The following is a 17,721-nucleotide window of genomic DNA, read 5'->3' on the forward strand; positions in this document are numbered from 1 at the left end:
CATCCGGCAGTACCGATGGAAGCCATTCCCATGAAAAGTGCATCCCTGTTCCTCTCCATTGCCGCCGCGCTCGCGCTCGCCGGCTGCTCCACCCTGGCGCCGAAGGACACCGCCGTCGCGCCGGCCATCCCGGCGCAGTGGCCGGCCGAGGCCGCGCAGGGCCAGGTCGCCGATGTCGCCGCCGTCGGCTGGCGCGACTTCTTCACTGATCGGCGCCTGCAGCAGGTGATCGAGCAGTCGCTGCAGAACAACCGCGACCTGCGCGTGGCCGTGCTCAACGTTGAACGCGCGCGGGGGCAGTACCGCGTGCAGCGCGCCGACCGCGTGCCCGGCGTGGCCGTGACCGGGCAGATGCAGCGCCAGGGCACCGACGCCGGCGTCACCGAGCAGTTCACCGCCGGTGTTGGCGTGGCCGAGTTCGAGCTGGACCTGTTCGGCCGCGTCCGCAACCTCAGCGAAGCGGCGCTGCAGCAGTACTTCGCCGTGGCCGCCAACCGCCGCAACGCGCAGCTGAGCCTGGTCGCCGAGACCGCCACCGCGTGGCTGACCTATGGTGCCGATGCGCAGCAGCTGAAGATTGCCGAGGCCACGCTGAAGACCTACGCGGATTCGCTGCGCCTGGCCGAGGCACGCCACGAACGCGGTGGCAGCTCCGCCCTGGAGCTGACCCAGACCCGCACCCTGGTCGAGACCGCACGCACCGATGCCGCGCGCCTGCGCGGGCAGCTGGCCCAGGACCGCAATGCGCTGGCGCTGCTGGCCGGTGGCCAGCTGGATCCGGCATTGCTGCCGGACAGCATCGGCCCGCAGCTGCTCGCGCTGGCGCCGCCGCCGGCGGGCCTGCCCAGCGACGTGCTGCTGCAGCGCCCGGACATCATGGCCGCCGAGCACCAGCTGCTGGCCGCCAACGCCAACATCGGCGCGGCACGTGCGGCGTTCTTCCCGAGCATTTCGCTGACCGGCAGCATCGGCAGTGGCTCGACCGAACTGTCCAACCTGTTCGACAGCGGCACCCGCGTGTGGAGCTTCCTGCCGAAGATCACCCTGCCGATCTTCCAGGGCGGCAAGCTGCGCGCCAACCTCGCCATCGCCAATGCCGACCGCGATATCGCGCTGGCGCAGTACGAGAAGGCGATCCAGGTGGGCTTCCGCGAAACCGCCGACGCGCTGGCGCTGAACGTCAGCCTGGACGAGCAGGTCAGCGCGCAGCAGCGCCTGGTGGAGGCGGCCGAGCAGGCCAATCGGCTGTCGCAGGCGCGCTATGACGCCGGGTTGGACAGCTTCGTGACCCTGCTCGACGCACGGCGCACCGCCTACAACGCGCAGAAGACCCAGCTGCAGGCCCAGCTGGCGCAGCAGTCCAACCGCATCACCCTGTACAAGGTGCTGGGCGGTGGCTGGCACGAGCGCGGCTGAAGGACAGCCGGCCAGCGGCCGGCTCTACCTTGATGATCGAGGGTAGTGCCGGCCGCTGGCCGGCAGTGTCACTACAGGGCTAGACCGCTTCGTCGTCACGCCGCGCGGCGTGGCAGGCGCGGACGCGCGCCAGCGCGTCGCCAGCTTCGCGTGCCATCTGCTCGTACTCGCGCCGGATTTCTTCCAGCCGCTCCTCGTCCAGTTCTTCCAGGTCCAGGAGCTCGTTGTTGGCCTCGCTGGTCGCGCGGATCAGCTCGTCCAGCTTGATCTGCATCGCGGCAGTGTCCGCGTTCTGCGTGTGCTGGATCAGGAACACCATCAGGAACGTGATGATGGTGGTGCCGGTGTTGATCACCAGCTGCCAGGTGTCGTTGAAGCCGAACACCGGACCGCTGATGCCCCAGACCACTACGATGGTCACGGCGGCCAGGAAGGTCCAGGGCGAGCCGGTGGCTGCCGCGGCCTTCTTGGCGATGGTGTTGAACAGGTTGCGTGCTTTCATCGTCGTCCGTCCCACTCAGGTGACGAGGATGATCGGTAGTGGCTCGTGCAGGGACCGTGCAGCCGCTTCGCCGCAGCTCAGGCGCGCAGGCGCGGCGCGTCCTGCAGGCGTACCGGGCTGCTCTGGTAGACGTGCTGCCAGCAACGGTCGACGAATTCGCGGGCCTGGGCTTCGCTCAGGCGGGGCATGATCTGCAGGGCGTACTGGGTCTGGAACATCTCGTCGCGCTGCGCATTGCTGGCGCGCGGCTGGGTGATCAGCGAATCACAGGCGAACTTGATCCACGGCACGTAGGAGCCGAACGAGTTGTGCGGCAGCGCGCCGTCGGCATGCTGGCGGCGCCAGTGATCAAGCTCGGCGTCAACGTTGATGACCGGGGGAATGGCGGGAACTTCAGCGTGCATGTCGATCCAATCGGTTGAGGTGGATGGGAGTGGGGGGTGATCGCAGTGTGGCGTATGCGCCGGTGCATGCCGTGTCAGCGGGATGTGGAGCCGGCGTTGCGATTGCCTATGAGCTGCGCGTGCTCGACGGCGCCGAGGTCTTCGGCCATGTCGGCCATGGCGTTGCACAGGCGCTCATGCTCCAGCGGATGGCTGCGCGCCAGTTCCAGCTGCAGCCCCTGGTAGGCGGTCCAGAACAATGCACCGCGCCGATGCAGCGCGAACTGGTGCTGCAGGCGGTCGCGGATCGGGGCAAGAATCGGGTCTGGCGTAGGGCGTACGGCGTGCGCGCACATGGCTGGCTCCGCCGGGGAAAGGAGCCCCGGTGAACCCCACCGTAGGCGTGTTGGCGGTGGCGAGTGTTACCGCAACGTGTGCAGGCCCGCTCTCTGACTGTGCACACGGTCACAGTGATGGCCGCAAACGCTGCCGGCACTAGAAGGTGCCGGCACTGAAGCGTTCATTAAACGGGTGGAACGGCAGGCGCTGCGCTGCTCATTCACCGATGTCTTCGTTCCAGATGTCCGGGTGGCGGCTGATGAAATCACCCAGCAGGTCCACGCATTCCTGGTTGTCCAGGTCGATCACGTTGACGCCGTTCTCCCGCAGCCAGTCGATGCCGCCCTGGAACGTGCGCGATTCGCCCACCACCACGGTGCCGATGTTGAACTGGCGCACCAGTCCGGAGCAGTACCAGCACGGGGCCAGGGTGGTGACCATGATGGTGTCCTGGTAGCGACGCTGGCGGCCGGCCTTGCGGAAGGCGTCGGTCTCGCCATGCACCGACGGATCACCTTCCTGCACGCGGCGGTTGTGGCCGCAGCCGAGCAGGCGCCCGTCGTTGTGGTACAGCGCCGCGCCGATCGGCACCCCGCCCTCGGCCAGGCCCTGGCGGGCTTCGGCGATGGCGGTCTGCAGCAGGGCCTGGTAGTCGGGCGTGGTGATCATGTGGGGCTCCGGTAAGTCGTGGCCCGCCATGATACGGGCAGGGGGTGCCGCTGGCCCCCGGCGGTGCGATAATCGGGGGCATGAGCGAATCCCCCTACAAAGCCGGTACCACCCATTTCGGGTTCCGCGACGTCGCCGCCAAGGACAAGCAGAAGCTGGTCGGCCAGGTGTTCACCTCGGTCGCGCGCAACTACGACCTGATGAACGACCTGATGAGCCTGGGCGTGCACCGGGCGTGGAAGCGCTACTACGTGGCGACCGCGCAGGTGAAGCCGGGCGACCGCGTGCTGGACCTGGCCGGCGGCACCGGCGACATCGCCGCCCTGCTGAAGGAGCGCGTCGGCGCCGAGGGTTCGGTGGTGCTGGGCGACATCAACGCCGGCATGCTGTCGGTCGGCCGTGACCGCCTGACCAACCGCGGCCTGGTGCTGGGCCTGGACTACGTGCAGTGCAATGCCGAAGCCCTGCCGTTCCCGGACAACAGCTTCGATCTGGTCACCATTGCCTTCGGCCTGCGCAACGTGACCGACAAGGACGCCGGCCTGCGCGAGATGTACCGCGTGCTGAAGGTGGGCGGCCAGGCCCGCGTGCTGGAATTCTCCGAAGTGACGGCGGACTGGTTCAAGCCGATCTACGACTTCCACTCGTTCAAGATCCTGCCCAAGCTGGGCAAGCTGTTCGCCAACGATTCGGACAGCTACCAGTACCTGGCCGAGAGCATCCGCAAGCACCCGCCGCAGGACGAACTGAAGGCGATGATGGGGCAGGCCGGCTTCGAGCGCTGCCACTACAAGAACCTGACCGGCGGCATCGTCTCGATCCACTCCGGCTACAAGCTGTAAGCCCGGTGTCCGGGTAGTGCCGGCCGCTGGCCGGCATCCCCGTGCCCGGTCATCGTCCGTGCGGATGCCGGGCAGCGGCCGGCACTACCGGTGCTGTGGGCTGCCATTACCCCGCACCGCGCAACGCCTGCGCGGCCGGAGGGAGGTACCATTGGGGTTTGATCCCCGTAACGGTCCCGATTCATGCGTAATCCGCTGATGCTCCTTCCGCTGGCCGTGGCCCTGGCCGCCGGCTGCTCCCAGGAGGCGGCCGCGCCCGCCGCCGCCCCGACTGCCGCAAAGGCCCCCGCCGCCCCCGTGAACGCCGAAAACCGCAGCCACGACGAAAGCTCGTACGCCGAGCCGGACAAGGTCGTCATCAAGGACATCGCGCTGGATCTGAAGCTGGACTTCGACCAGAAGCAGATCGGCGGTACCGCCACCTATACGCTGGAGTGGAAGCAGAAGGACGCCAGCCAGCTGGTGCTCGACACCCGCGAGCTGACCGTGTCCAAGGTCGAGGCCGTCGCCGCCGATGGCGCGCGCAGCCCGCTGAAGTTCGAACTGGCCCCGGCCGACAAGGTGTTCGGCAGCAAGCTGACCATCGAGGCCGCGGAGCAGCCGGCCAAGGTGGAAGTGACCTACCACACCGCACCGACCGCCTCGGGCCTGCAGTGGCTGGCGCCGTCGATGACCGAGGGCAAGAAGCTGCCCTTCATGTTCAGCCAGTCGCAGGCCATCCATGCCCGCTCCTGGGTGCCGCTGCAGGACACCCCGAGCGTGCGCTTCACCTACAGCGCGCACGTGGTCTCGCGCCCGGACGTGATGGTGCTGATGAGCGCCGACAACGATCCGAAGGCCGCGCGTGACGGTGACTACACCTTCAAGATGCCGCAGCCGATTCCGTCCTACCTGCTGGCCATCGCCGCCGGTGACCTGGTGTTCGAGCCGATCTCCGGCCGCTCCGGCGTCTGGGCCGAGCCGACCATGGTCAACAAGGCCGCCAAGGAATTCGAAGACACCGAGAAGATGATCGGTGCCGCCGAGAAGCTGTACGGTGAATACCGCTGGGGCCGCTACGACATGCTGGTGCTGCCGCCGTCGTTCCCGTTCGGCGGCATGGAAAACCCGCGCCTGACCTTCGCCACCCCGACCGTGATCGTCGGCGACAAGTCGCTGGTCTCGCTGGTCGCCCATGAACTGGCGCACAGCTGGTCGGGCAACCTGGTGACCAACGCCAGCTGGAAGGACATCTGGCTCAATGAAGGCTTCACCACCTACGTCCAGGGCCGCATCACCGAAGCCCTGTACGGCAAGGAGATGGCCGAGATGGAGAAGCAGATCGACCAGACCGACCTGCTGGCTGAAGTGAAGGACATGAGCCCGGCCGACCAGGCGCTGGCGCTGCCGCCGCTGAACGAGCGCGACCCCGACGAAGCGCTCAGCCAGGTCGCCTACGTCAAGGGTGCATGGTTCTTGGAGTTCCTGGAACAGCGCTTCGGCCGCGAGACCTTCGATCCGTTCCTGCGCGGCTGGTTCGATGACCACGCCTTCCAGAGCGCGAACACCGATCAGTTCGTCGCGTACATGAAGAAGAACCTGCTGCCGAAGAATCCGTCGGCCGTGACCGAGGCTGAACTGAAGGCGTGGCTGGACGAGCCGGGCATCCCGGCGTTTGCGGCCAAGGCGCAGTCGCGCAACTTCAGCAGCGTCGATACCGCGCGCATTGCCTTCGCCAGCGCCGGCACCGTGCCCAGCAGCCAGGTCATCGCCGACTGGAGCACGCAGGAATGGGTGCGCTTCATCGACGGCCTGGGCGCGACCCAGCCGCTGGACAAGCTGGCCACGCTGGACAAGGCGTTCCACTTCACTGGCACCCCGAATGGCGAAATCGCCATGCGCTGGTACCCGCTGGCGATCCGCAGCGGCTACGAGCAGGCCAATGAAGGTGCTGCCGCGTTCATCGAGCGCGTCGGCCGTCGCAAGCTGATCCTGCCGATCTACGCCGAACTGGTGAAGACCCCGAAGGGGCTGGAGCTGGCCAAGCAGGCCTTCGAAAGGGCCAAGCCGGGCTACCACCCGATCACCACCGCCTCGGTGCAGGACATGCTGGCCAAGGCAAGCGCCGGCAAATAATCGTCGGCGTTGGTGCGGAACAAAAAAACGGCAGGGAAACCTGCCGTTTTTTGTGGTTGCAACCATCGGTCGCGGTGTCACGTTCATGAAGGCGGAAGGAGGCGTTGGGTCTGCGTGATGGGTGTCTGCAAGAGTTTTTGAAGATTGTTGTATGGATTTCCCTGGACCTGAGCTTGAACATTCTGTCTTGCATCAACGGGGCTGGTTGCCAGCCGCTGGATGCAGTGCAGTCCATTGCATATCCCACAGGTATGCAATCTTCAATTCCATCAGGCCGGTTTCCGCAGCGTCGCAGGCGAGGGGCATTCCCATGAAAACGTCAATGCAAAAATACATGCGGCCCGCCGCGATCCCGGTTCTGAGCGGTCTGGCTCTCGCAGCACTTCTCCTTGCCACACCCGCAGTCTCTACCGCATCGCCTGCAGAAGCGTTGCTGTTCAAGTCCGCAAATCTCATCAAGTACTCCACTGGGGAGTCCATCCCCACGTTCAGTGGCAGTTTGCGTCTCTATCAAAATGGTGACCAGACGGCGTGGATTGGAGAAAGGGGGATTGTGGCCATCGTGCTTTGCGGGCAAGAGCCTTGGTTCAACCCGGTTAGGACGGGGTTGCCCAGTAGGGGCGACGACCCGGAGGCTTTGGCTGCCGTAACATGGATGTACGCTGAGCTGAGCCGCAGAATCTCGATGGTAGCCAGTGCAGCCGCTGAAGTGCGGGGTGATAACGGCGTTGGCAAGGCGCGTAAAACCAAAGTCGAGTTTCCATGGGCGTACGGCGTCGAAAGATACGAGGTCTCCAGCGATCGGACCCCTGAAGGTCATGAGCGTATCCGACTCTGGAAACTGGACACCATCCACTCGACCCCTTCAGCAGGAGGCGGCCCCACTGAGGTTACGTCTGCGGAGAAGAAGGCGCGCGAAGCCTCCCTGGAAAGTAATGGCACATGGCATGAACTGGTGATCATTCCGGGTTGGCGACCCTTCTGGCTTCCTCCTGGGGTGTCCTTTCAAGGCTGGCGTTCAGCCAGTGGCTCCGGTTTTCGCACTGTGTCCGCTGCGCGGAAGGCAGGTCATGGTTGCGGCCTCCAGCGATGAGATGCTTGCCTGACGTCGCGATGGGCAGAAGCGGCAGGTGAATGTCACCGATGGGGAGGTGTTCGCAGAAAAGAGTGGGCTTGCACCGGTGGGTTCCTGGAACGAGATGGTGATCAGAGGGATAGGCAACGTGCCTGGTTGCCGGCCACTCCCGTTCACGGGCATGCGTCCATCCACCACGGGTTGCTAAAGTGTCCCGGTCACGCCGGCAGGCGTCTTCACCGATTGGGAGCACGCAATGAAAAGACTGATCCTGGCCGCTGCATGTGCCTTCGCGCTGGCCGGCTGCAGCAACCCCGAGGAAGAGCGCAAGGCGCAGGAAGCCGCCGCGGCCGCCGTGCAGGCGCAGAAGGAAGCCAAGGCCGAAGACGTGGCCAAGCAGTACGACATGGCCGTGGCCGCGCAGGACTGGGAACGCGCGCGCCTGCATGGCGCCTCGCTGCTGGACCAGTACAAGGACACCGCCGCCGCCGAGCGCATCGCCGCCGGCTTCGACGAGGTCAAGGCCAAGGGCGATGCCGCGCGCGACCTGCGCCGCATGCAGGCGCTGTGGCAGTACAACCAGATCCCGGTGGGCAGCAAGGGCAACCAGGTGTCGGCGCAGATATACAGCAAGGAACGGGTGGACGTGGATGGCAGCGGCGCCAAGCCGGTGCAGCTGGTGTTCCGCGATCACCCGGAGTGGAAGCGGCACGCCTACCTGGTGCTGCAGGCCGGTGATTTCCGTTGCCCGCAGTGCACGGTGAAGGTGACCGTCGACGACGGCAAGCCGGTATCGATGGCCGCGTGGCGCCCGAAGACCGATGAAGCCATCGCCCTGTTCATCACCGACCAGAAGGCGCTGTGGAAGCTGGCGCGCAAGGGCAAGTCGATCAGCATCGAGTTCCCGGTCAAGGCCGGCGGCACCCGCACGGCGGTGTTCGAAACCGGTGGCGTCGACGCCAGCCGCATGCCGCAGTGGTGGCAGTGACGGGGGCGGCGGGCAGCGCAGTGCACGCGTTGTCCGCGATCCGGCACTGGGTGTTCGACATGGACGGCACGCTGACGGTGGCCGTGCATGATTTCGCCGCGATCCGCCGTGCGCTGCAGATCGCGGCCGAGGAAGACATCCTCGACCATATCGCGGCGCTGCCGGACGCGCCGGCGCAGGCCAAGCGCGCGTGGCTGCTGGATCATGAGCGCGCGCTGGCCGAGGACGCGCTGCCCGCGCCGGGCGCGGTGACGCTGCTGCGCGCGCTGGCGGCCGCGGGGTGCCGGCTGGGCATCCTGACCCGCAACGACCATGCGCTGGCGAAGCTGACGCTGGAGGCGATCGGGGTCGGGGAACTGTTCGATGATGCCGACATCGTCGGCCGTGATGAAGCGGTGCCCAAGCCCTCGCCGGATGGCCTGCAGCAGCACCTGCGGCGCTGGGGCGTTGCAGCGGCGGAGGCGGTGATGGTTGGCGACCACGCCTACGACCTGGAGTGCGGCCGTGCCGCAGGCACGCACACCGTGCTGGTCAATCTGCCGGAGAACCCATGGCCGGGCCGGGCCGACTGGCATTTCGCCGATTGCCGCGCGCTGTTGGCGGCGTGGCAGCAGAAGGGGTAGTGCCGGCCGCTGGCCGGCAGTGTCGACCAAGGTCGACACCTACCAGAACACCCATGGCCGGGCCGGGCCGACTGGCATTTCGCCGATTGCCGCGCGCTGTTGGCGGCCTGGCAGCAGAAGGGGTAGTGCCGGCCGCTGGCCGGCAGTGTCGACCAAGGTCGACACCTACCAACAGCATTCCCAGCAGCGCATCGGGTGGAAAGCCCCCTTGTTGTTCAAGGGGGCGCGCCGAAGGCGCGGGGATAAGGTGGAATGCGCGGGCAGTTCGGTTTACGCGCCCAGCGCGTAACCGAACTGCTGCTTGAACTGCTCGTTGAACTCATCGAAGGTGAAGCGCTGGTTCTGCGTGCCCGGATGCTCGACCTTCAGTGCGCCCATCAGGTTGCCCATGCGGCCGATGGTCAGCCAGTCGTAGCCCTTCTGGATGCCGTAGATCAGGCCGGCGCGGAAGGCGTCGCCACAGCCGGTCGGGTCGACCACGCGGCGCTCGTGCGCCGGCGGGATGTCGTAGCTCTTTTCCGGGGTGTGGATGACCGCGCCCTTCGGGCCGCGGGTGGTGATGTAGGCCTTGACCCGGCTGACGATCTCCTTTTCGTCCCAGCCGGTGCGCTCCTGCAGCAGGTTCGACTCGTAGTCGTTGACCACCACGTAGTCGGCCTGATCGATGAAGGCGCGCAGCTCAGGGCCGTTGAACAGCGGCATGGCCTGGCCCGGGTCGAAGATGAACGGGATGCCGTCCTCGTGGAATTCCTGCGCGTTCTGGATCATGCCTTCGCGGCCGTCCGGGCCGACCAGGCCCAGGGTCACGCCCGGCACGCCGCGCACATGGTTCTCGTAGGAACGCATCATCGCGCCCGGGTGGAAGGCGGTGATCTGGTTGTTGTCGTGGTCGGTGGTGATGAACGCCTGCGGGGTGAACAGCTCATCGATCACGCGCACGCGCGACAGGTCGATGCCCAGGCCTTCGAAATACTCGCGGTACGGGCCGAAGTCCGAACCCACGGTGCCCATCGGGATCGGCTGGCCGCCCAGCAGGTGCAGGTTGTAGGCGATGTTGCCGGCGCAGCCGCCGAACTCGCGGCGCATGCGCGGCACCAGGAAAGACACGTTCAGGATGTGCACCTTGTCCGGCAGGATGTGATTCTTGAACTGGTCCGGGAACACCATGATGGTGTCGAAGGCAAGAGAACCACAGATCAGAGCGGACATCGATGTAAGCCTATGCGGTGAATTTTGGGGTGGGCCGGCCCGGTTCAGCGGGCAAGCAAACGGCGCCCTTGGGCGCCCGACGGCGCAAAGGTTACCCGCTGGTGCCGCTCAGGGCCAGAACCGGGTGATGCCCGATCAGGCCGAAAGCCTGTGAAGACGCGGGTTCAGCTAGTTTTTTCCTTGCTCGGCGGCAGGCGGGTTGCTAGGCTTGTCGGCCTCGATTTCTGCCCATTTTTTCGCCATCCCGCGGCGGGCACGACACCCCTCAGGACTCCTTCCTCAGATGTTCAAGAAACTCCGTGGCATGTTCTCCAACGACCTGTCCATCGACCTGGGCACGGCCAACACCCTCATCTACGTGCGCGGGCAGGGGATCGTGCTGAACGAGCCGTCGGTCGTGGCCGTGCGCCAGGACCGTGCCATCGGTGGCACCCGCTCGGTGGCAGCCGTGGGCGCCGAGGCCAAGCAGATGCTCGGCCGTACCCCGGGCCACATCACCACCATCCGCCCGATGAAGGACGGCGTCATCGCCGACTTCACCTACACCGAGGCGATGCTCAAGCACTTCATCAAGAAGGTGCACAAGTCGCGCGTGCTGCGCCCGAGCCCGCGCGTGCTGGTCTGCGTGCCGGCCGGTTCGACCCAGGTCGAGCGCCGCGCGATCAAGGAATCGGCCGAGGAAGCCGGTGCCCGTGACGTGTTCCTGATCGAAGAGCCGATGGCCGCCGCGATCGGCGCCGGCATGCCGGTCACCGAGGCCCGTGGCTCGATGGTCATCGACATCGGCGGCGGCACCACCGAAGTGGCAGTGATCTCGCTCAACGGCATCGTCTATTCGGCCTCGGTCCGCATCGGCGGCGACCGCTTCGACGAGTCGATCACCAACTACGTGCGCCGCAACCACGGCATGCTGATCGGTGAAGCCACCGCCGAGCGCATCAAGGTCGAGCTGGGCTGCGCCTACCCGCAGGCGGAAGTGATCGAGATGGAAATCTCCGGCCGCAACCTCGCCGAGGGCGTGCCGAAGATGATCAAGATCAGCTCCAACGAGGTACTCGAGGCCCTGCACGAACCGCTGTCGGGCATCGTCAGCGCGGTCAAGCTGGCGCTGGAGCAGACCCCGCCGGAACTGTGCGCCGACGTCGCCGAGCGCGGCATCGTGCTGACCGGTGGTGGCGCCCTGCTGCGCGACCTGGATCGCCTGATTTCCGAGGAAACCGGCCTGCACGTGCAGGTGGCCGACGATCCGCTGACCTGCGTGGCCCGCGGCGGCGGTCGTGCGCTGGAGCTGGTGGACATGCACGGCAACGAGTTCTTTGCGCCGGAATAAGCCGTCCCGGCCGTTCCTGCCCGCCGCGCCCTTCCGGGGTGCGGCCCGCCGTGAAGGCGGGCCGGCACCGGCGGGGCGTCCGCGTGTTTCCCTTCCGCCTTCTGCCAGTTGAATCGTTGCCGTGCCGCCCTACGCCGGTCCTCCCGTCGCCTCCCGATCCGGTGATGCCGCCAGCCCCCTGCGGTTGCTGGCCTATCTCGCGTTGGCCATCACCCTGATCGTGCTCGATGACCAGGCCGGCTGGCTGGCGCGCCTGCGCGAGCAGGCCAACAGCCTGGTGCAGCCGGTGTGGGCCCTGGCCGGCCTGCCCGGCAAGCTCGGCAACCAGGTCAAGGATTCCGCCGCCAGCCATACCCAGCTGGTCGCCGAGAACCGCGAACTGCGCAACCAGCTGCTGCTGGCCAACGCGCGCCTGACCCGCCTGCAGACCGCCGCGCTGGACAACGCGCAGCTGCGCGAACTGCTGAACGTGGCCGAGCGCAGCGGCCTGGACGTGCAGCTGGCGCCGATCCTGGACATCGACCTGGACCCGGTGAAGCAGCGCCTGGTGCTCGACGCTGGCGCCCGCGAAGGCGTGCACGTCGGCCAGGCCGTGATCGACGCCGGCGGCCTGATGGGGCAGGTGATCAGCGTGACCGGCGGCACCTCCACCGTGCTGCTGCTGACCGATCCCGACCACGCGGTGCCGGTCACCGTGGCCCGCAACGGCGTGCGCCTGATCGTCTACGGCCGCGGCGACACGCTGGAGCTGCGCGATATTCCGCTCAGCGCCGGGGTGGAAGTGGGCGATGAGATCGTTACCTCCGGTCTTGGCGGGCGTTTCCCGGCCGGCTTCCCGGTCGGCACCATCACCGGCCTGCGCCCGGACGACACCCATGCGTTCCTGGTCGGCGAACTGAAGCCGGCGGCGCAGCTCGACCGCGGCCGCGACGTGCTGCTGCTGCGCCCGGGCGCGGCAATCCGCATTCCGCCGGAGCTGCGCCTGCAGCTGGAAGAAACCGCCCCGGGTGGCCCGGCCACCGGCGCCACCGTGCCTGTGGGGACCGCGCCAGCGGCAACGACGCCAGCTCCGGTCAGCGCCCCGGTAGTGCCGGCCGCTGGCCGGCAACCGACCGCGCCGGAGGCGCAGCGATGAGCCGCCTGCGCGACAACCCGTGGGTGCTGCCGGCCAGCCTGGTGGTGGCGCTGCTGCTGGGCCTGCTGCCGTTGCCGGCGCTGCTGCAGCCGCTGCGCCCGTACTGGCTGGCGCTGGTGCTGGCGTACTGGGTCATCGAAGCGCCCGAGCGCGTCGGCCTGGGCATCGCCTTCGCCAGCGGCGTGGTCGCCGACCTGCTGTACGGCGGTGTCCTCGGCGAACAGGCGCTGCGGCTGGTGATGCTGGCCTTCATCCTGCAGCGCTTCCGCGCCCGCATCCGCTTCTTCCCGATGTCGCAGCAGATGCTGGCCATCGGTGGCCTGCTGTTCAACGACCGCATCGTCAGCGCGCTGGTGCACATCCTGGTGGGCGAACCGACCCTGCCGTGGTCGTACTGGTGGGCGCCGCTGCTGGGCATGGGCCTGTGGCCGCTGGTGTTCGTGCTGCTGGACGCGGTGCGCTTCGGCAAGCGCGGGCGCTGAGCCATGATTCCGCGCCGCCAGGTCAAGAATCCGCACGCCGAAGCCGAGCAGTTCCGCCGTCGCGCGGCGCTCGGCTTCCTGGGCGTGCTGGTCTGCCTGCTGGGCCTGGGCGGCTGGTACTTCAAGCTGCAGGTGCTGGACCACGATGTCTACGCTACGCGCTCGGAAGCCAACCGCATCAAGCCGCGGCCGGTGGTGCCCGGGCGCGGCATGATCTACGACCGCAACGGCCGCCTGCTGGCCGAGAACGTGCCGGCGTTCCGCCTGGACGTCACCCCGGACAAGGTCAAGGACATGGACGCCACCCTGGAAGGGCTGGCGAAGATCATCAGCATCAGCCCGGAAGAGCTGGAAGCGTTCAACAAGTCGCGCAAGGCGCGCCGCAAGTTCCTGCCGGTCACGCTGAAGCTGCGCATGAGCGACGAGGAGATGGCGCGCTTTGCCGTTGACCGCTGGCGGTTCCCGGGGGTCGAGCTGGAACCCTACCTGACCCGGCGCTATCCGTATGGCGATCTGTTCGCGCACATCATCGGCTACGTCGGTCGCGTCGATGACAAGGATCTGGAGATCCTCGGCGAAGGCAATGCCGCGCTGACGCACATCGGCAAATCCGGGCTGGAGCGCTATTACGAGCAGCAGCTGCGTGGCCGGGTCGGCTACGAACAGGTCGAGACCAATGTGCAGGGCCGCGCGATCCGCACCATCGGCCGCGTTGCCGCGCAGTCCGGTGCCGATCTGCGGTTGTCGATCGACGCCGACCTGCAGCGCGCCATGGTCGCTGCCTTCGGCGACCAGGAAGGCTCGGCGGTGGCCATGGACCCGCGCACCGGCGAAGTGCTGGCGATGGTCAGCCTGCCGTCCTACGATCCGAACCTGTTCGTCAACGGCATTTCCCATGCCGACTTCAAGGCATTGAACGAAAACCCGTCGCGGCCGCAGTTCAACCGCCTGGTGCTCGGTGGCGTTGCCCCCGGTTCCACGCTGAAGCCGCTGATCGGCCTGGCCGGCCTGGATTCGGGCGTGCGCCGCCCGGAAGACAAGGTGCTGTCCACCGGCATGTTCTACCTGCCCGGCACTTCCCGTGGCTGGGGTGATGCGCATCGTGGCGGCCACGGCTGGACCGACCTGCGCAAGTCCATCGCCGAGTCGGTCAACACCTATTACTACAAGCTGGCGCTGGACCTGGGCATCGAGCGCTTCGACCATTACATGGAGTACTACGGCTTCGGCCAGCCGACCGGCATCGACCTCACCGGCGAAATCGGCGGCATCCTGCCGTCGCCGGCCTACAAGCGGAAGACCCGCAAGGAAGCCTGGTTCCCGGGCGACACGGTCAACATCAGCATCGGCCAGGGCGACTGGAAGGTGACCCCGCTGCAGCTGGCGCGCGGCGTCAGCGCGCTGGCCGATGGCCAGCTGCGCACCCCGCACCTGGTGATCCAGCAGCGCGAAGGATTCGACAGTGACTGGACGGCCATGCCGGCCGGCGAAAGCAAGCCGATCAGTCCCAACCCCAACAACGTGCAGGCCGTGCGCGAGGGCATGATGGCGACCATGCGGCCTGGCGGCAGTGGTTGGCGCGTGGCGGTGGGTGCGCCGTACGTGATGGCCGGCAAGACCGGCACCGCGCAGGTCATCAGCCGCAAGGGCACCGCTGCGGTGAATCCGAAGAGCCTGCCGATGCACCTGCGCCACCGCGCGTTGTTCGTGGGTTTCGCGCCGGTCGAGAACCCGGTGATCGCGATTGCGGTGGCGGTGGAAGGCGGCGGCTACGGCGGCTCGGCCGCCGCACCGATCGCACGCAAGGTGTTCGATGCCTACCTGCTGGGCAAGATGCCGGAGGGCATGCAGCCGCTGGACAGCGAGCGCGGCACCACGGCCATCGGCGCCACCGCGTTCGACAACGAGGACGCGGGCGCGCGCCAGGCAGGCGACCTTGCCGCCGCGCAGCTCGGGGACCATCCGGTGCTGATCGGCGTGCCCGCGCCGGCGCCCGCGCCCGCACCGCAACCGGATGCACCGGCGGCGGCCGCGCTGCCGGCCACGCCACGCCCGACCCACGCGGAGCCTGCACGATGAGCGTCTTCCTGCGCTGGGCCGGCGACATGCTGCGCCGCTTCTTCAGCACCCTGGACTGGGTGCTGTGCCTGGCGCTGGGCGCGCTGATGCTGATCGGCCTGGCCACCCTGAAGAGCGCCGGTGGCGACAGCCTGGTGATGGCCCAGGGCGCGCGCTTCGCCGTGGGCATGGCCGCGCTGTGGGGCATCTCGCGGGTCTCGATCCTGCGCATCCGCTCGGCCACGCCGATGATCTACGCGATCTCGATGATCCCGTTGCTGGCGGTGTTCGTGCTGGGCACCGGCAAGTACGGCCGGCAGTGGCTGGACCTGAAGTTCTTCTACCTGCAGCCGGCCGAGCTGCTGAAGGTCAGCCTGCCGATGATGGTGGCCTGGTACCTGCACAGGATGCCGCTGCCGCCGCGCTTCAGCACGGTGCTGACCGCGCTGGTCATCATCGGCGTGCCCACCGGCCTGGTGATGCTGCAGCCGGACTTCGGTACCGGCGTGCTGATCGCCGCCAGTGGCGTGTTCGTGCTGCTGCTGGCGGGCCTGCCGTGGTGGTGGGTGGGCCTGGGCGTGGGCGGCGTGGCCGCAGTCGCGCCGGTGGCGTGGTTCTGGCTGCTGCGGCCGTACCAGAAGGACCGCATCATGATGTTCCTGGACCCGGAGATGGATGCGCTGGGCGCCGGCTGGAACATCATCCAGTCGAAGATCGCGATCGGTTCCGGTGGCTTCGACGGCAAGGGCTGGGGCGAGGGCTCGCAGTCGCACCTGAACTTCATTCCCGAGCAGACCACCGACTTCGCGTTCTCGGTGCTGAGCGAGGAGTTCGGCTGGATCGGCGTGGCCACTGTGCTGGCGCTGTACCTGTTGGTGATCGGGCGTTGCCTGTGGATTGCCAGCCAATCGCGCGATTCCTATTCGCGCCTGCTGGCCGGTGCCACTGGCCTGGCGTTCTTCGTTTACGTGCTGGTCAACGGCGGGATGATTTCCGGCCTGCTGCCGGTGGTGGGCGTGCCGATGCCGCTGATCAGCTACGGCGGTACCTCGGCGGTGTCGCTGCTGGCTGGCTTCGGGCTGGTGATGGCGGTGCGCAGCCACAACCCGGTGCACGGCGGCTACGGCTGAGTCCGGGAGCGAAAACACCCTGACAGCTTCACGCAAGCGCCCGTTGCTAGCGTGCTGCGCGTGGAATGGAAACGACTGCTTGGCGGCTGCCGTGAGGCAGTGCGCACGATCGATCTGCCGTTGCTGATCGCATTGCTGATCCTGATGGGCGCGGGCCTGGCGGTGCTGCACAGTGTGTCCGGGCCGGTGGCCGGACAGGCGGCGCGCTTTGCCGGTGGACTGCTGGCCATGTGGCTGCTGTCGCGTGTTTCGCTGCTGCGCCTGCGCGCGTGGACACCGGCGTTGTATGCGTTGTCGATGCTGCCGCTGATGGCGGTGTACGTGATCGGTACCGGCAAATACGGGCAGCGCTGGCTGAACCTCGGCGTGTTCTACCTGCAGCCGTCGGAGCTGCTCAAGCTCAGCCTGCCGCTGATGATGGCCTGGTACCTGCACCGGCAACCGCTGCCGCCGTCGCCACGCACGGTACTGATCGCCGCGGTGCTGATCGGCGCGCCGGCGCTGCTGATCCTGATGCAGCCCAACCTCGGCACCGCCACGCTGGTCACCGCCAGCGGCGTGTTCGCGTTGTTGCTGGCAGGCCTGCACTGGGGCTGGGTGGCGACCGGTGCGGCGGGGCTGGCAGTGGCCGCGCCGCTGGCGTGGTTCGGGCTGTTGCGGCAATACCAGAAGGACCGCGTGTTGACCTTCCTCGATCCGGCGGCCGACCCCCTGGGCACCGGCTGGAACATCCTGCAGTCGCGCATCGCGATCGGCTCCGGGGGATGGCAGGGACGCGGTTGGGGGCAGGGCACCCAGGCCACGCTGGATTTCCTGCCCGAATACACCACCGACTTCGCGTTTTCGGTGCTGGCCGAAGAGTTCGGCTGGGTCGGCGTGGCGACGCTGTTCGCGCTGTATCTGTTCGTGGTGGGGCGTTGCCTGTGGATTGCGGTGCACGCGCGCGACACGCATGCGCGGTTGCTGGCCGGCAGCCTGGGCCTGGCCTTCTTCGTCTACGTGCTGGTGAACGGTGGAATGATTTCCGGCCTGCTGCCGGTGGTGGGCATTCCGATGCCGCTGATCAGTTACGGCGGGACCTCGGCGGTTTCGCTGTTGGCCGGCATCGGGTTGGTGATGGCGGTGCGTGGGCACCGGCCCGTGCACGGGGGATAGCGCTTCCAGCCAACGGCGCAGCCCCTCGTGGGTGGAGTCTGGGTGGTCGCGGAAAGCAGAAGCCGCGGGTAGGCCGGTCGGGTTGGGTACGCGGGGGACGCCGTGAATCCGTCCCTGGAGGCTTGGCAGCCGCATCCATGCGGCTGACACCCCCGCGTACCCAACCCGACCGCCCTCTGACAGATTTTGGCGGTCTGCCACCCACGGAGAAGCAAGAGAAAATCAAAAGCGGGTCGCGGCGCTGCGCTTGCTCGTGAGCCGAGCATGGCT

17 protein-coding genes and 1 pseudogene are annotated in these 17,721 nt (G+C 67.4%); 13 read left to right on the top strand and 5 right to left on the bottom strand.

Annotated elements, in window-relative coordinates; genetic code table 11:
- Positions 1-15 precede the first annotated feature (15 nt).
- Positions 16-1,416 (top strand): multidrug efflux RND transporter outer membrane subunit SmeF, encoded by a 1,401-nt coding sequence (gene smeF / locus BLS66_RS14725; protein ID WP_143025173.1) that lies wholly within the window; start codon positions 16-18, stop codon positions 1,414-1,416.
- A gap of 79 nt (positions 1,417-1,495) precedes the next feature.
- On the opposite strand, the gene BLS66_RS14730 is transcribed toward smeF, so the two are convergent.
- The 4 genes from BLS66_RS14730 to BLS66_RS14745 all read right to left on the bottom strand — a co-directional run bounded on the left by BLS66_RS14730 (position 1,496) and on the right by BLS66_RS14745 (position 3,309).
- Positions 1,496-1,918: a low affinity iron permease family protein gene (locus tag BLS66_RS14730; protein ID WP_049464604.1), complete on the bottom strand. Its 423-nt coding sequence runs from the start codon at positions 1,916-1,918 to the stop codon at positions 1,496-1,498.
- Between the two features lie 77 nt (positions 1,919-1,995).
- Positions 1,996-2,322, bottom strand: coding sequence for a hypothetical protein (locus tag BLS66_RS14735; RefSeq protein WP_049464602.1), 327 nt, complete (start codon positions 2,320-2,322; stop codon positions 1,996-1,998).
- Positions 2,323-2,396: 74 nt separating this feature from the next.
- On the bottom strand, positions 2,397-2,657 hold the full coding sequence (locus tag BLS66_RS14740; RefSeq protein ID WP_049464600.1) for a hypothetical protein: 261 nt from the start codon (positions 2,655-2,657) through the stop codon (positions 2,397-2,399).
- Between the two features lie 199 nt (positions 2,658-2,856).
- Positions 2,857-3,309, bottom strand: coding sequence for a nucleoside deaminase (locus BLS66_RS14745; protein ID WP_005419409.1), 453 nt, complete (start codon positions 3,307-3,309; stop codon positions 2,857-2,859).
- Between the two features lie 80 nt (positions 3,310-3,389).
- On the opposite strand from BLS66_RS14745, the gene ubiE reads away from it, so the two are divergent.
- The 6 genes and pseudogenes from ubiE to BLS66_RS20955 all read left to right on the top strand — a co-directional run.
- Entirely contained in the window at positions 3,390-4,151 is a 762-nt protein-coding gene (gene ubiE / locus BLS66_RS14750) for a bifunctional demethylmenaquinone methyltransferase/2-methoxy-6-polyprenyl-1,4-benzoquinol methylase UbiE (RefSeq protein ID WP_005411082.1), read from the top strand.
- A gap of 183 nt (positions 4,152-4,334) precedes the next feature.
- A complete protein-coding gene (locus BLS66_RS14755; protein WP_074726178.1) occupies positions 4,335-6,266 on the top strand; it encodes a M1 family metallopeptidase in 1,932 nt (643 codons plus the stop codon).
- Between the two features lie 322 nt (positions 6,267-6,588).
- Positions 6,589-7,359 (top strand): hypothetical protein, encoded by a 771-nt coding sequence (locus BLS66_RS20600; protein WP_143025174.1) that lies wholly within the window; start codon positions 6,589-6,591, stop codon positions 7,357-7,359.
- Positions 7,360-7,597: 238 nt separating this feature from the next.
- The gene (locus tag BLS66_RS14765) at positions 7,598-8,329 is read left to right on the top strand and encodes a hypothetical protein (RefSeq protein WP_074726180.1); all 732 of its coding nucleotides are present in this window, start codon (positions 7,598-7,600) and stop codon (positions 8,327-8,329) included.
- On the top strand, positions 8,317-8,952 hold the full coding sequence (locus tag BLS66_RS14770) for an HAD family hydrolase (protein WP_074726181.1): 636 nt from the start codon (positions 8,317-8,319) through the stop codon (positions 8,950-8,952). The genes BLS66_RS14765 and BLS66_RS14770 overlap by 13 nt, the downstream gene beginning before the upstream one ends.
- A gap of 36 nt (positions 8,953-8,988) precedes the next feature.
- Positions 8,989-9,078, top strand: a pseudogene (locus tag BLS66_RS20955) (HAD family hydrolase); the annotation flags it as partial.
- A gap of 144 nt (positions 9,079-9,222) precedes the next feature.
- On the opposite strand, the gene BLS66_RS14775 reads toward BLS66_RS20955, so the two are convergent.
- On the bottom strand, positions 9,223-10,161 hold the full coding sequence (locus tag BLS66_RS14775) for a carbohydrate kinase family protein (protein WP_005411078.1): 939 nt from the start codon (positions 10,159-10,161) through the stop codon (positions 9,223-9,225).
- 283 nt (positions 10,162-10,444) lie between these two features.
- Between BLS66_RS14775 and BLS66_RS14780 the strand changes: the two genes are divergently transcribed.
- From BLS66_RS14780 to rodA (BLS66_RS14805), 6 genes are all read left to right on the top strand, one after another.
- On the top strand, positions 10,445-11,491 hold the full coding sequence (locus BLS66_RS14780; RefSeq protein ID WP_005419402.1) for a rod shape-determining protein: 1,047 nt from the start codon (positions 10,445-10,447) through the stop codon (positions 11,489-11,491).
- Positions 11,492-11,612: 121 nt separating this feature from the next.
- Positions 11,613-12,626, top strand: a complete 1,014-nt coding sequence (mreC, locus tag BLS66_RS14785; protein WP_064239209.1) for a rod shape-determining protein MreC — start codon at positions 11,613-11,615, stop codon at positions 12,624-12,626.
- Entirely contained in the window at positions 12,623-13,108 is a 486-nt protein-coding gene (gene mreD, locus BLS66_RS14790; protein WP_049470244.1) for a rod shape-determining protein MreD, read from the top strand. Before mreC ends, mreD begins: the two co-directional genes overlap by 4 nt.
- Positions 13,109-13,111: 3 nt before the next feature.
- Positions 13,112-15,187, top strand: coding sequence for a penicillin-binding protein 2 (gene mrdA / locus BLS66_RS14795; protein ID WP_049470241.1), 2,076 nt, complete (start codon positions 13,112-13,114; stop codon positions 15,185-15,187).
- On the top strand, positions 15,184-16,296 hold the full coding sequence (rodA, locus tag BLS66_RS14800) for a rod shape-determining protein RodA (RefSeq protein ID WP_057494977.1): 1,113 nt from the start codon (positions 15,184-15,186) through the stop codon (positions 16,294-16,296). Before mrdA ends, rodA (BLS66_RS14800) begins: the two co-directional genes overlap by 4 nt.
- A gap of 60 nt (positions 16,297-16,356) precedes the next feature.
- Positions 16,357-17,451, top strand: a complete 1,095-nt coding sequence (gene rodA / locus BLS66_RS14805) for a rod shape-determining protein RodA (RefSeq protein ID WP_208596526.1) — start codon at positions 16,357-16,359, stop codon at positions 17,449-17,451.
- The last annotated feature ends 270 nt before the right edge of the window (positions 17,452-17,721 follow it).

Source organism: Stenotrophomonas pavanii (assembly GCF_900101175.1).
In the GTDB taxonomy this organism is placed as follows: domain Bacteria; phylum Pseudomonadota; class Gammaproteobacteria; order Xanthomonadales; family Xanthomonadaceae; genus Stenotrophomonas; species Stenotrophomonas pavanii.